General features: G+C 42.9%; 7 protein-coding genes, 3 rRNA genes and 1 pseudogene. 10 read left to right on the plus strand and 1 reads right to left on the minus strand.

Annotated elements, in window-relative coordinates; all coding sequences use genetic code 11:
• Positions 1-8 precede the first annotated feature (8 nt).
• From dusB to rrf, 5 genes are all read left to right on the plus strand, one after another.
• Complete coding sequence (gene dusB, locus BkAM31D_RS00470; RefSeq protein WP_066159692.1) at positions 9-1,010, plus strand: tRNA dihydrouridine synthase DusB; 1,002 nt, start codon at positions 9-11, stop codon at positions 1,008-1,010.
• Positions 1,011-1,139: 129 nt separating this feature from the next.
• Positions 1,140-2,639 (plus strand): lysine--tRNA ligase, encoded by a 1,500-nt coding sequence (gene lysS, locus BkAM31D_RS00475; RefSeq protein ID WP_066159689.1) that lies wholly within the window; start codon positions 1,140-1,142, stop codon positions 2,637-2,639.
• A 342-nt stretch (positions 2,640-2,981) separates the two neighbouring features.
• Positions 2,982-4,535 (plus strand): 16S ribosomal RNA (locus BkAM31D_RS00480).
• A gap of 266 nt (positions 4,536-4,801) precedes the next feature.
• Positions 4,802-7,740: ribosomal RNA gene (locus BkAM31D_RS00485) — 23S ribosomal RNA — on the plus strand.
• 60 nt (positions 7,741-7,800) lie between these two features.
• Positions 7,801-7,916 (plus strand): 5S ribosomal RNA (gene rrf, locus BkAM31D_RS00490).
• The 16S, 23S and 5S rRNA genes sit together here, the layout of an rRNA operon.
• Before the next feature lie 135 nt (positions 7,917-8,051).
• Here the strand turns inward: rrf and BkAM31D_RS23365 are convergent.
• A pseudogene (locus BkAM31D_RS23365) lies at positions 8,052-9,160 on the minus strand (IS3 family transposase); the annotation flags it as partial.
• Positions 9,161-9,788: 628 nt separating this feature from the next.
• Between BkAM31D_RS23365 and ltrA the strand changes: the two are divergent.
• From ltrA to mcsB, 5 genes are all read left to right on the plus strand, one after another.
• Positions 9,789-11,183, plus strand: coding sequence for a group II intron reverse transcriptase/maturase (ltrA, locus tag BkAM31D_RS00505; RefSeq protein ID WP_085449709.1), 1,395 nt, complete (start codon positions 9,789-9,791; stop codon positions 11,181-11,183).
• A gap of 320 nt (positions 11,184-11,503) precedes the next feature.
• On the plus strand, positions 11,504-12,292 hold the full coding sequence (locus BkAM31D_RS00510; RefSeq protein ID WP_066159478.1) for a VLRF1 family aeRF1-type release factor: 789 nt from the start codon (positions 11,504-11,506) through the stop codon (positions 12,290-12,292).
• A gap of 241 nt (positions 12,293-12,533) precedes the next feature.
• Positions 12,534-13,004, plus strand: a complete 471-nt coding sequence (locus BkAM31D_RS00515; RefSeq protein WP_066159481.1) for a CtsR family transcriptional regulator — start codon at positions 12,534-12,536, stop codon at positions 13,002-13,004.
• 15 nt (positions 13,005-13,019) lie between these two features.
• Positions 13,020-13,550 (plus strand): protein-arginine kinase activator protein McsA, encoded by a 531-nt coding sequence (gene mcsA / locus BkAM31D_RS00520; RefSeq protein WP_066159483.1) that lies wholly within the window; start codon positions 13,020-13,022, stop codon positions 13,548-13,550.
• A 4-nt stretch (positions 13,551-13,554) separates the two neighbouring features.
• Entirely contained in the window at positions 13,555-14,631 is a 1,077-nt protein-coding gene (gene mcsB, locus BkAM31D_RS00525; RefSeq protein ID WP_066159485.1) for a protein-arginine kinase McsB, read from the plus strand.
• Positions 14,632-14,637: the final 6 nt, after the last annotated feature.

A 14,637-nucleotide genomic window follows, 5' to 3' on the forward strand; every position in this document is an offset into this window, starting at 1 on the left:
TGAAGAAAATGTTGAAGATCGGAAACATTGAGATGAAGAATCAAGTTGTTTTAGCGCCTATGGCAGGTGTGTGTAATCCTGCATTCAGATTAATTGCTAAAGAATTCGGAGCAGGTTTAGTATGTGCAGAAATGGTGAGTGACAAAGCTATTTTGCATAAAAATCAAAAATCATTAAGTATGCTTTATGTTGATGAACGTGAGAAACCGTTAAGCCTACAAATCTTTGGTGGAGAACGTGAGACGCTTGTAGAAGCAGCGAAGTTTGTAGATAAACATACAAATGCTGACATCATTGATATTAATATGGGATGTCCGGTTCCTAAGATTACAAAATGTGATGCTGGAGCTAAATGGTTGTTAGATCCTAATAAAATCTATGAGATGGTCGCTGCAACTGTTGATGCAGTTAATAAACCAGTTACGGTAAAAATGCGGATCGGTTGGGATTCAGATCATATATATGCTATTGAGAATGCTCGTGCAGTTGAACGTGCAGGAGGAAGTGCAGTAGCTGTGCATGGACGTACGCGCGTTCAAATGTATGAAGGTGTTGCAGATTGGAACATCATTAAAGAAGTTAAGGATGCCGTCGGTATTCCTGTAATTGGTAACGGGGATGTGAAGACGCCTCAAGATGCCCGCCGTATGTTAGATGAGACGGGGGTAGATGGAGTGATGATTGGAAGAGCGGCCTTAGGTAATCCTTGGATGCTCTATCAAACTATCCAATATCTTGAGAATGGTGTGCAACCATCTGAACCGACTCCAAGGGAAAAAATTGATGTATGTATGCTCCACTTAGACCGTTTAATTAAATTAAAGGGTGAAAATGTTGCTGTACGTGAGATGAGAAAGCATGCAGCTTGGTATCTTAAAGGAATGCGTGGAAATGGGCGCGTTCGAGATAAGGTTAATAGTTTTGAGACAAGAAACGATGTGGTTAGCACATTATATACTTTTGTTGATGAAATAGAAGCTAGTATGGTTGAAGAATCAAGTGCAGTTTGACTTTTTTGACTGACTTCACTATAATGCGTGTGTGATTAGTATGCTGCCAGTGTGTGTCACTGGCAGTTTTTCTACATAGAGACAGTTGACAGGTTCGTAAAATTTATAATAGAGGAGATGTTGATAAAGATGACTCAAGAGCTCGAGTTGAATGATCAGCTAGCTGTAAGAAGAGAAAAGTTAAGTCAGTTACAAGAACAAGGGATGGATCCATTTGGCGGCCGCTTTGAACGTTCACATACAGCGAAAGAAATGAATGAAGCTTTTGGAGAAGAAACAAAAGAGGTATTAGAAGAAGCGGGTAATCAAGTAACTTTTGCAGGACGTATTATGACTAAGCGCGGAAAAGGAAAAGCCGGCTTTGCTCATGTACAAGATTTAACGGGACAAGTTCAAATTTATGTGCGTCTTGATGCCGTCGGAGAAGAACAATACCAAATTTTCAACACGATTGATATTGGAGATATCGTCGGTGTAACAGGTACAGCGTTTAAAACAAAAGTTGGCGAATTATCTATTAAAGTAACAGAATTTCAATTATTATCAAAATCTCTTCGTCCTTTGCCTGATAAATTCCATGGTTTAAAAGACGTTGAGCAGCGCTACCGTCAACGTTATGTTGATTTGATCATGAACCCAGAAGTGCGTGATACATTTGTTATGCGTAGTCGGATCTTACAATCTATGCGCCGTTATCTTGATTCAAAAGGGTATTTAGAAGTAGAAACACCAACTATGCATTCAATTGCTGGAGGTGCATCTGCTCGTCCGTTTGTTACACACCATAATGCGCTTGATATGACTCTATATATGCGTATTGCAATTGAACTCCATTTAAAGCGTCTAATTGTAGGTGGCTTAGAAAAGGTTTATGAAATTGGTCGAGTATTTCGTAATGAAGGTGTGTCAACGAGACATAACCCAGAGTTTACAATGATTGAGTTGTATGAAGCTTATGCAGATTATCAAGACATTATGAAGCTTACTGAAGAATTAGTAGCGCACATAGCTAGAGAAGTACTTGGCACAACGACAGTAACTTATGGAGACTATGAGGTAGATTTAGAGCCAAAATGGAAAAGAGTCCACATGGTTGATGCAATTAAAGAGAAAACAGGTGTAGACTTCTGGAAGGAGATGTCTGATGAGGAGGCTCGCTCAATCGCGAAAGAGCATAATGTGCCTGTTAAAGAAACAATGACGTATGGTCATGTTGTGAATGAATTCTTTGAACATTTTGTTGAAGAGGATTTAATTCAACCGACATTTATTTACGGCCATCCTCTTGCGATTTCACCTCTTGCAAAAAAGAATCCAGAGGACCCACGTTTCACCGATCGCTTTGAATTGTTCATTGTAGGTAGAGAACATGCTAATGCATTTACTGAGTTAAATGATCCAATAGATCAACGTCAACGTTTTGAACAACAATTAGTTGAACGTGAACAAGGTGATGATGAAGCTCATATGATGGATGAGGATTTTGTAGAAGCGCTTGAATATGGTATGCCTCCTACTGGTGGATTAGGAATCGGGATTGATCGATTAGTCATGTTGTTAACGAATGCTCCTTCAATTAGGGACGTTCTGTTATTCCCGCAAATGCGTCACCGTGAGCAAGGAGAGTAACAATATAGTAGGGAAAAGAGGCTAACAATAGAGTTAGGCCTCTTTTTTTAAAATTAGTTTTTTTGAAAAGGATTTTTTTAAGAAAAAGTGTTGCATTTAAGTTTTTTAGATGGTATATTATTTCTTGTCGCCAAGAACGACAACGACTTTTAAAAAACATATTGACAAACCTACTGAGGTTTGGTAAGATGTGAAAGTCGTCATCAAACGACAAAAAAGTTCTTTGAAAACTGAACAAAAGCCAAGCGAAAGAGATACATGATATCTCGTCAATTTTAAGTGATTTTGTAAAATCACAATGAAGTATCGTTAGCGATACGATTTGAGCACAAATCAAACACTTTTATGGAGAGTTTGATCCTGGCTCAGGACGAACGCTGGCGGCGTGCCTAATACATGCAAGTCGAGCGGACTGATTAAGAGCTTGCTCTTATGACGTTAGCGGCGGACGGGTGAGTAACACGTGGGCAACCTGCCCTGTAGACTGGGATAACATCGAGAAATCGGTGCTAATACCGGATAACATCTGAGACCTCATGGTCTTAGACTAAAAGATGGCTCCGGCTATCACTACAGGATGGGCCCGCGGCGCATTAGCTAGTTGGTAAGGTAATGGCTTACCAAGGCGACGATGCGTAGCCGACCTGAGAGGGTGATCGGCCACACTGGGACTGAGATACGGCCCAGACTCCTACGGGAGGCAGCAGTAGGGAATCTTCCGCAATGGACGAAAGTCTGACGGAGCAACGCCGCGTGAGTGATGAAGGATTTCGGTTCGTAAAGCTCTGTTGTTAGGGAAGAACAAGTATCGTTCGAATAGGGCGGTACCTTGACGGTACCTAACCAGAAAGCCACGGCTAACTACGTGCCAGCAGCCGCGGTAATACGTAGGTGGCAAGCGTTGTCCGGAATTATTGGGCGTAAAGCGCGCGCAGGCGGTCTTTTAAGTCTGATGTGAAAGCCCACGGCTCAACCGTGGAGGGTCATTGGAAACTGGGAGACTTGAGTACAGAAGAGGAGAGTGGAATTCCACGTGTAGCGGTGAAATGCGTAGATATGTGGAGGAACACCAGTGGCGAAGGCGACTCTCTGGTCTGTAACTGACGCTGAGGCGCGAAAGCGTGGGGAGCAAACAGGATTAGATACCCTGGTAGTCCACGCCGTAAACGATGAGTGCTAGGTGTTAGGGGTTTCGATGCCCTTAGTGCCGAAGTTAACACATTAAGCACTCCGCCTGGGGAGTACGACCGCAAGGTTGAAACTCAAAGGAATTGACGGGGGCCCGCACAAGCAGTGGAGCATGTGGTTTAATTCGAAGCAACGCGAAGAACCTTACCAGGTCTTGACATCCTTTGACCACCCTAGAGATAGGGCTTTCCCCTTCGGGGACAAAGTGACAGGTGGTGCATGGTTGTCGTCAGCTCGTGTCGTGAGATGTTGGGTTAAGTCCCGCAACGAGCGCAACCCTTGATCTTAGTTGCCAGCATTTAGTTGGGCACTCTAAGGTGACTGCCGGTGACAAACCGGAGGAAGGTGGGGATGACGTCAAATCATCATGCCCCTTATGACCTGGGCTACACACGTGCTACAATGGATGGTACAAAGAGCAGCAAAACCGCGAGGTCGAGCCAATCTCATAAAGCCATTCTCAGTTCGGATTGTAGGCTGCAACTCGCCTACATGAAGCCGGAATTGCTAGTAATCGCGGATCAGCATGCCGCGGTGAATACGTTCCCGGGCCTTGTACACACCGCCCGTCACACCACGAGAGTTTGTAACACCCGAAGTCGGTGGAGTAACCCTTTTGGGAGCTAGCCGCCTAAGGTGGGACAGATGATTGGGGTGAAGTCGTAACAAGGTAGCCGTATCGGAAGGTGCGGCTGGATCACCTCCTTTCTATGGAGTAATACTCTAGTCGATATATGGTTTTAGAACCATATAACGCTTTGGTCTTTTGTTCAGTTTTGAAGGAACTCCCTTCAATTAATAGAAACTAACTTTGTAAGAAAAAAGTTAGTGACTTTGGTTCTTTGAAAACTAGATAATGCAATAGAAACAATGTTAGTTTTATCGGTATCTTATTTATAAGAGAAGATCAAACGAGCATGTCAAGAATTCAAGTGATTTTTGAAAAATCACATCCGAAATACCTTTTTTAATTTGGTTAAGTTAGAAAGGGCGCACGGTGGATGCCTTGGCACTAGGAGCCTAAGAAGGACGCGACGAACGGCGAAACGCCTCGGGGAGCTGTAAGTAAGCTTTGATCCGAGGATATCCGAATGGGGGAACCCACCATCCGTAATGGGATGGTACCCATACCTGAATACATAGGGTATGAGGAGGCAGACCTGGGGAACTGAAACATCTAAGTACCCAGAGGAAGAGAAAGCAAATGCGATTTCCCAAGTAGCGGCGAGCGAAACGGAAACAGCCCAAACCAAGAGGCTTGCCTCTTGGGGTTGTAGGACGTCTCATACGGAGTTACAAAAGACGAACATAGGTGAAGCGATCTGGAAAGATCCGCAGTATAAGGTAACAGCCCTGTAGCCGAAATGCCCGTCTCTCCGAGACGTATCCTGAGTACGGCGGGACACGTGAAACCCCGTCGGAATCCGGGAGGACCATCTCCCAAGGCTAAATACTCCCTAGTGACCGATAGTGAACCAGTACCGTGAGGGAAAGGTGAAAAGCACCCCGGAAGGGGAGTGAAAGAGATCCTGAAACCGTGTGCCTACAACTAGTTGGAGCCCATTTACGGGTGACAGCGTGCCTTTTGTAGAATGAACCGGCGAGTTACGATCCCGTGCAAGGTTAAGCTGAATAGGCGGAGCCGCAGCGAAAGCGAGTCTGAATAGGGCGCATTAGTACGTGGTCGTAGACCCGAAACCGTGTGATCTACCCATGTCCAGGGTGAAGTTCAGGTAACACTGAATGGAGGCCCGAACCCACGCACGTTGAAAAGTGCGGGGATGAGGTGTGGGTAGGGGTGAAATGCCAATCGAACTCGGAAATAGCTGGTTCTCCCCGAAATAGCTTTAGGGCTAGCCTCGAGGGAAGAGTATTGGAGGTAGAGCACTGATTGGACTAGGGGTCCCCACAGGATTACCGAATTCAGTCAAACTCCGAATGCCAAATACTTATCCTCGGGAGTCAGACTGCGAGTGCTAAGATCCGTAGTCAAGAGGGAAACAGCCCAGACCATCAGCTAAGGTCCCAAAGTATACGTTAAGTGGAAAAGGATGTGGAGTTGCCCAGACAACCAGGATGTTGGCTTAGAAGCAGCCACCATTTAAAGAGTGCGTAATAGCTCACTGGTCGAGTGACTCTGCGCCGAAAATGTACCGGGGCTAAACGTATCACCGAAGCTATGGATTGACACCTTCTGGTGTCAGTGGTAGGGGAGCGTTCTAAGTGCAGCGAAGTCAGACCGAGAGGACTGGTGGAGCGCTTAGAAGTGAGAATGCCGGTATGAGTAGCGAAAAGAGGGGTGAGAATCCCCTCCGTCGAAAGCCCAAGGTTTCCTGAGGAAGGCTCGTCCGCTCAGGGTCAGTCGGGACCTAAGCCGAGGCCGAAAGGCGTAGGCGATGGACAACAGGTTGAAATTCCTGTACCACCTCCTCACCGTTTGAGCAATGGGGGGACGCAGAAAGGTAGGGTAAGCGCGCTGATGGATATGCGCGTCCAAGCAGTTAGGCTGGAAAGTAGGCAAATCCGCTTTCCATAAAAGCTGAGCTGTGATGGCGAGGGAAATATTAGTACCGAAGTTCCTGATCCTACACTGCCTAGAAAAGCCTCTAGCGAGGTGAGAGGTGCCCGTACCGCAAACCGACACAGGTAGGCGAGAAGAGAATTCTAAGACGCTCGGGAGAACTCTCGTTAAGGAACTCGGCAAAATGACCCCGTAACTTCGGGAGAAGGGGTGCTCTATTAGGGTGCAAGCCCGAGAGAGCCGCAGTGAAAAGATCCAAGCGACTGTTTAGCAAAAACACAGGTCTCTGCGAAGCCGCAAGGCGAAGTATAGGGGCTGACACCTGCCCGGTGCTGGAAGGTTAAGAGGAGGGGTTATCCTTTGGGAGAAGCTCTGAATTGAAGCCCCAGTAAACGGCGGCCGTAACTATAACGGTCCTAAGGTAGCGAAATTCCTTGTCGGGTAAGTTCCGACCCGCACGAATGGTGTAACGATTTGGATACTGTCTCAACGAGAGACCCGGTGAAATTATAGTACCTGTGAAGATGCAGGTTACCCGCGACAGGACGGAAAGACCCCATGGAGCTTTACTGTAGCTTGATATTGGATGTTGGTACAGTTTGTACAGGATAGGTAGGAGCCTTGGAAGCGTGAGCGCCAGCTTACGTGGAGGCGTCGGTGGGATACTACCCTGACTGTGCTGACATTCTAACCTCGAGCCGTGATCCGGTTCAGGGACAGTGTCAGGTGGGCAGTTTGACTGGGGCGGTCGCCTCCTAAACAGTAACGGAGGCGCCCAAAGGTTCCCTCAGAATGGTTGGAAATCATTCGTAGAGTGCAAAGGCAAAAGGGAGCTTGACTGCGAGACCTACAAGTCGAGCAGGGACGAAAGTCGGGCTTAGTGATCCGGTGGTTCCGCATGGAAGGGCCATCGCTCAACGGATAAAAGCTACCCTGGGGATAACAGGCTTATCTCCCCCAAGAGTCCACATCGACGGGGAGGTTTGGCACCTCGATGTCGGCTCATCGCATCCTGGGGCTGAAGTAGGTCCCAAGGGTTGGGCTGTTCGCCCATTAAAGCGGTACGCGAGCTGGGTTCAGAACGTCGTGAGACAGTTCGGTCCCTATCCGTCGCGGGCGTAGGAAATTTGAGAGGAGCTGTCCTTAGTACGAGAGGACCGGGATGGACACACCGCTGGTGTACCAGTTGTTCCGCCAGGAGCATAGCTGGGTAGCTACGTGTGGACGGGATAAGTGCTGAAAGCATCTAAGCATGAAGCCCCCCTCAAGATGAGATTTCCCATGGAGTTAATCCAGTAAGACCCCTTAGAGATGATGAGGTTGATAGGTCTGGTGTGGAAGCGTGGCGACACGTGGAGCTGACAGATACTAATCGGTCGAGGACTTATCCAATATATTCTTGAGTTTCTATTACGCATTATCTAGTTTTGAGAGAACCATTCTCTTAAATAGTCTGGTGGCGATAGCGAAGAGGTCACACCCGTTCCCATGCCGAACACGGTCGTTAAGCTCTTCTGCGCCGATGGTAGTTGGGGGCTTCCCCCTGTGAGAGTAGGACGTTGCCAGGCAGATAAAAGACAATCCACTGGGTTGTCTTTTTTAATATGCATAAACATCATGCTCAAGGCGCAGAAGAGCGCTGTTTCGAAGAAACAGCATCTTCTCCGAATAAGCCGATGGAGCATCGTGAGTATGCTTCAAACATGACAATATTGTTTCATCTGATAATGCCATCCTTGATCCGAATGTATGAGGAGGTTATGTTCTTCTGGTAAGCCCTCTAGAGCGTTCTCTAACATATCCGAAACAAGTGAAAATGTTGGTCTTAATCCGATTGAATATGTGATGATTTCTTCGTTAAATAAATCTAATATAGGCGATAAATAAAGCTTTTCACCAAATAATTTAAACTCTGTTATATCCGTTACCCACTTCTGATTTGGGGTATCCGCTGTAAATTGACGGTCTAAATAATTTGGCGCTGTTTTACCTACAGTACCTTTATAAGATTTATATTTTTTCATTAGTACTAGGCATTTTAGTCCAAGCTCTTTCATGATACGTTGAACCTTTTTATGATTCACTTTTTGTCCACGATTTGCCAGCTCATCACGAATACGGCGGTAACCGTAACGCCCTTCGTGTTCCTCATAAATAGACTTAATTTCAGCTTTCAAATTACCATCTGAATCTATACGATTCATTCGCTTCACTAAATCATAGTATGTACTGCGGGGAATATCAGCTAGTTTCACGAGTGCCTTCACCGGGTATTTATGCCTTAACTCATAGACTACTTGCGCTTTGTCTTGTTTGGTGATTTTTCCTTGTTTTGAACTAAGGCATTCAACTTTTTTAGATACTCATTCTCCATCTCCAATTGTTGAATACGCGCTTCAAGTGCCTCTACTGATCCCCTAACTGGTGCTGTTTTGGGTTGTTTATTGGATTTCTCTTTCATGCATGGACGCCCCTTGTATCTAGGTTCAAGGGCTTCTACACCACTAATCTCTAACTTTTTCTGCCAATCATAAACCATTGTATAGCTAGAGATCTTAAAGAGAGCTGCGGTATCCATTAATGACGCACCCGATTGAACCATGTAATTTAGTACGTCTAGTTTAAAGGAAGCGGGATAATTTGTATAGGAATTACAAAATCCTTCTTCTCCATGTAATTCATATAATTTCAGCCAATATTGAAATTGGGCTCTCGTAACACCTACTTCTTTTGCATATTCTTTTTGTGAAATGGTATCGGAATTAAACCCATGAATAATTGATAACTTTTTATCAGGTGTATATTTACTCATAAAAAAACTGCACCCCTCATTGTTAGTTGTGTCTAACAATTGGGGTGCAGTTCATAATGGAATGCTTTTTTCTGCACATGTAGAGGGCGCAGAAGAGCTCTGATCGTGAATAAACTTCATTGAAAGTGCATCATGTCCCCTGGTCATGGAGCACCAGGACATTGCTAGGCGGGTAAAGCACAATCAAATTGATTGTGCTTTTTTGTAGTGTGCCCGGCATGTCTAACAGCTAGGTGGTGTAAGTCCACTACAGGCTTGGCAGTGGGAACTGTTAGCGAATGGCAAGGGTGTCTAGGGTGACCTAGAATCTGAAGGAAGCCGGACGCAAAATCTCGGGACAACGAACAGAAACTGGATATAAGGCTGGCTGGGGACGGACGAGTTTCCTATACAAAACGAAGTCCAACACTGCCCGAATCTCCTACAGTAAATCCAGTGTCTACGAGAGGAAAGCGGTTAGACTTACCCGGGGAGGTCTTACCGGGGTTTTCGAGATGAAGAAATTTCATAAGAAAACAACGAGTTCAGTGATGAGCTTGTGAACGGTAAGAAGTCAGCAGAGGTCATAGTAGTCCAGTGGATGAAGGACCGAACAATAAGAATCTTGGAACTAACGGAGGTGAGAAGTATGCATCGACCACAGAAAACATCAAAAGATGGCTACCTGCTAGAACATAAGGTGGAACCTGAACATAAAGCGGAAGCGTGCAGTATACTTCACGCTGAACCTAGAAGAAGAGATGGTGAAAGTTCAGAATTGATCAGCGAGATTATTGATCGAGATAACCTCAATAGGGCTTATAAAAGAGTCAAGAAGAACAAAGGAAAACCTGGGATAGACGGAATGACGGTAGACAAATTGCCACTATTCTTAGCCGAAGAGAGAAGGTCTCTTGTGCTTTCCATTAAAGATGGAACGTATCAACCACAACCCGTTAAGCGGGTTGAAATTCCGAAGCAGGATGGTTCAAAAAGAAAGCTAGGAATTCCCACGGTCAAAGACCGACTTGTCCAACAAGCGATTCTTCAAGTAATTGAAAAATGGATCAACCCCCATTTCTCCGAAAACAGTTTTGGCTTCCGCCCAAACCGAAGTGCTCACGACGCAATCGGAAAAGCAAAACAGTACTATGAAGAGAGATACCGATACGTGGTAGACATTGATATGAAGCAGTACTTCGATACAGTCAACCATGATAAACTCATGTATCATGTAGAGGAATTTATTCAGGACCCAATAGTGCTTAAGCTAATTCGTAAATTCCTGCGAAGTGGCATTATGATTGGTGAAAAATATGAGCCAAGCGAGGTTGGAACTCCTCAAGGAGGAAATCTATCACCGCTTCTTAGTAACGCCTATCTTCACCAACTGGACCTAGAACTAGAAAGGCGTGGTCATAAGTTTATCCGCTACGCAGATGACTGTAACATTTACGTGAAAAGCCAAAGGGCTGGAGAGAGAGTATTAAAAAGCATTACAAAATTTCTTGAAGAAAAACTAAAGCTAACGGTGAATAAGGAGAAGAGTGAAGTTGGTAAACCGACGAAACGGAAGTTTCTAGGGTTCTGTATACATCCAACAAGAAATGGAGCACAAGTCCGTCCGCATACTAAGGCGAAAAAGAGCCTCGAAGAAAAAGTAAGAAAACTAACTTCCCGCAAACGACCAGGAGAGATCCGTGAGATCATCAAGGAGGTCAACCAAGTAACTAGGGGGTGGATCAACTATTATGGGGTTGGTCTTGTGAAAACCTATGTTCAAGAAATTGATCGTTGGATACGTCGAAGGATTAGACAAATAATCTGGAAAAGGTGGAAGAAGGTTAAAACTCGCTTTAAAAGTCTTATCAAACTAAAAATCCCCAAACAAAAGGCTTGGGAGTGGGCAAACACTCGGAAAGGCTACTGGCATATTTCAAATAGTTTCATCTTAAATACCGCGATAGCAAATCATCTTCTTGAACGAATTGGATTACTCAATCTTACTCAACTATATTCCTCGATAAATTCTAAACACACTTAACTTATTGAACCGCCGTATACGGACCCGTACGTACGGTGGTGTGAGAGGTCGGAGGCTAAACACCTCCTCCTACTCGATTAAAAAAAGATCCCTCAAGTCAGAAGGAATTATATCTAATAATATGGGTTTGTTCAATTCCCAAAGGAGACCGACCAAGCCTCTTACAAAGATGAAGCATAAGCATTCAAGAGGCATCTCCTTTTCTAATTTAACAAACTTAATTATTAATACATTAGTATTTATGTTTCAATAAGCATAAAAAAGGATATAGTCCTCTAGAGACAAAATCATTCTCAACAATAATTAGAGGAGGAGAAAAGATGCTGCAACCAAACGGACTCCAACAATTAAAAGATCAGTATGCATGTGATAAAGGTGTTTTAACTATTTATTTAAATACTGACCAGACGAGTAATGATCAACAAAAGGGAGAATGGAAAATAAGGCTAAAAAATGGTTTGAAGAAATTGGAGCAATATATAGAACGTATGAACGCTAACCAAATTCAGACATTTAAAAAGCTAAAGAAAAATGCTTTGAAAGAGATTGAAAACTTACAGCTGCAATTACCTAAAAGTTTTGTTTTAGTTGCTTCAGAAAAGGGTGGTTTATATTTAAAAGAGTTAAGGATACAAGTAGAAAATGAATTTCAATGGGATAAGGAACCGAAATTCTTACAGTTGGAGAACTTACAAAAGAGGTATCCACAAGAAGGAATTTTGCTTATTCAAAAAGAAAATATATATATGATTGAAACAAGTTTGGGAGAAGTAAACGAAGAGACTCTCTATAGTCTGGAGTTAGAAAGTGCAGATTGGAAGCCATATGAGGGTAATGCAGCTCGTGATAGAATGGCTTCAAGTGCCAATCACCGCGATAAGTATGACCAGAGATTTGAGGCTAATCAAATTAGATGGCTGAAGCAACTTGCATCTGATTTAGAACAGCAAGGGGTAAAAAGAGGTTGGAAGCATGTATATTTGCTTGGTGAAAAAGAATTAGTAACTGAATTTGAGAAACAAGTCAAATTGATAAATAAAACAAAAATTAATAAAAATTATACTAATTTGACATCGATGGAAATTCTGAATCAATTATTAGTATCATAAACTAAAGGGGGCGTCTTTAAAGGTCTATTTTTGATCTTTTAAAGACGCCCTCGAAAGCAATGAGCAGACGGAGTAAAAAACTCGATCTTTAATTTTATAATATTCTCTACTCTGATGTTATGTACTCTATAAGCCTGGTTATACTAGATGAATGCATACATATTGCACTTTTTAAGAAGAGAGCATATAATATTTACAAAGTCAAAGAAAGTCAAAGTCAAACGAGGAGGGAGGGCGAAGCTTGAGGAATATTTCAGACATCATTGAGGAGTACCTGAAAGCAACGATTAAAAATAGTGGTAATGATCCATTAGAAATTAAACGTAGTGAGATTGCAAAGAAGTTTCAATGTGTGCCTTCACAAATCAATTACGTCATTCAAACACGTTTTACTCTTGAAAAGGGCTATCAAGTAGAAAGCAAAAGAGGTGGTGGAGGATATATTCGCATTATTAAAGTCAGTCCCCATGATCATTTAGACTTACTTGACCAAATGATAAAAATCACAGGAAAAAATATTGATCAGAATACAGCTGAGAATATTATTTTGCGTTTATATGAAGAAAATGCAGTTACAAAAAGAGAAGCGAATCTCATGTTAAGTGTAATGGATCGAACACTCTATAATGCTGAAGTAACTCACCGTGATGAGGTTAGATCTAATATTTTAAGAGCGATGTTACAAACATTAAAATATAAAGAATTATCATAGAGGGGAGGAGTTTTGTTGATTTGTCAGGAATGTAATAAAAGACAAGCAAGTTTGCATTTTGCCAAAATCATTAATGGTGAAAAAACTGAGTTTCATATTTGTGAGCAATGTGCGAAGGAAAAAGGAGAGTATTTTCCTGGTGCAAACAGTTTCTCCATCCACCAACTTTTATCAGGGCTGCTTAATTTTGAACAACCAATAAAAAAAGAAAACGAACAAACTTCGGTAAAGAAGCTTGAATGCGAAAAGTGTGGAATGACTTATGAGCAGTTTACTCAAGTTGGACGCTTTGGATGTGCTGATTGTTATAAGAGCTTTGATTCAAAGTTAGAGCCAATATTGAAAAGAGTCCATAGTGGCAACCATACACATGCAGGAAAGCTCCCTGAGAGAATAGGCGGAGGAATTCAAATTCAAAGGCAAATAGAGACTTTAAAACAAGAGCTGAAAGGGTTAATTGAGCTGGAAGAGTTTGAAAAAGCTGCGGAACTTAGGGATCAAATTCGTCTATTAGAAAAACAAAAGAATGAACAAGAGGAGGGCTGATAAGATGTCACTCCAACAATTTATTTCAGAAGCATTAAGTCCTTGGATGAAAAAAGATGGGCCAGATTCGGATATTGTCCTAAGTAGCCGAATAAGATTAGCTAGAAACCTGAAAGAATATAAATTTCCTTTAATCGCTTCGATGGAAGAGTCATATGCAACGAGCAAGCATGTTGGTGAAGCCTTAACACAAGAAGAGTTTCATTCAATTGGATCTCTTGAGTGGCTACGTATCGATGATATGAAGACAAATGAGAAAAGGGTTCTAGTTGAAAAACATTTAATAAGCCCTCATTTAGCGGATCAGTCAAAGCATGGGGCAGTTTTACTTGATAAAGATGAAGCTGTCAGCATTATGATCAATGAAGAGGATCATATTCGAATTCAATGTTTATTGCCAGGTTTCCAATTAGGAAAGGGATTAGACAAAGCGAATCAAATCGATGATTGGATTGAGCAACGCTTGACATATGCATTTGATGAAAAGAGAGGCTATCTTACAAGCTGTCCCACAAATGTTGGGACAGGTTTACGAGCATCTGTGATGATGCATTTACCAGCACTTGCTATGACTCAACAATTAAATCGTATTTTACCAGCAATTAATCAATTAGGGTTAGTTGTTAGAGGAATTTACGGTGAAGGTAGCGAAGCTTTAGGTAACCTGTTCCAAATCTCGAACCAATTGACACTTGGCAAATCAGAGGAGGACATTGTTGAAGATTTAAGAGGGGTAGTATTACAGCTCATTCAGCAAGAACGGACAGCCAGAGAGAATCTGCTAGATCAATCAAGGTTGCAATTGGAAGATCGTGTTCATCGTTCTTTTGGAATTTTAGCGCATAGCCGTTTAATTGAATCAAAAGAAGCGACTCAACGTTTATCTAATGTGAGACTTGGAATTGATTTAGGGTTGATTAAAGGTCTTTCAGGTAACATTTTAAATGAGTTAATGATTTTAACTCAGCCTGGATTTTTGCAGCAATATGCAGGAGAGGTTTTATCGCCTGAGTTGCGAGATGAAAGAAGGGCAACCTTGATAAGGGAAAGATTGAAATTAGAGGAAGAAACCAACGAATAATCTGGA

The organism is Halalkalibacter krulwichiae (assembly GCF_002109385.1).
GTDB classification, from domain to species: domain Bacteria; phylum Bacillota; class Bacilli; order Bacillales; family Bacillaceae_D; genus Halalkalibacter; species Halalkalibacter krulwichiae.

Excerpts from the sequence above, each read along its gene's own strand:
- ltrA (WP_085449709.1), top strand. The coding sequence starts at position 9,789 with ATGCATCGACCACAGAAAACATCAAAAGATGGCTACCTGCTAGAACAT.
- lysS (WP_066159689.1), top strand. The coding sequence starts at position 1,140 with ATGACTCAAGAGCTCGAGTTGAATGATCAGCTAGCTGTAAGAAGAGAA.
- dusB (WP_066159692.1), top strand. The coding sequence starts at position 9 with ATGTTGAAGATCGGAAACATTGAGATGAAGAATCAAGTTGTTTTAGCG.
- BkAM31D_RS00510 (WP_066159478.1), top strand. The coding sequence starts at position 11,504 with ATGCTGCAACCAAACGGACTCCAACAATTAAAAGATCAGTATGCATGT.
- mcsB (WP_066159485.1), top strand. The coding sequence starts at position 13,555 with ATGTCACTCCAACAATTTATTTCAGAAGCATTAAGTCCTTGGATGAAA.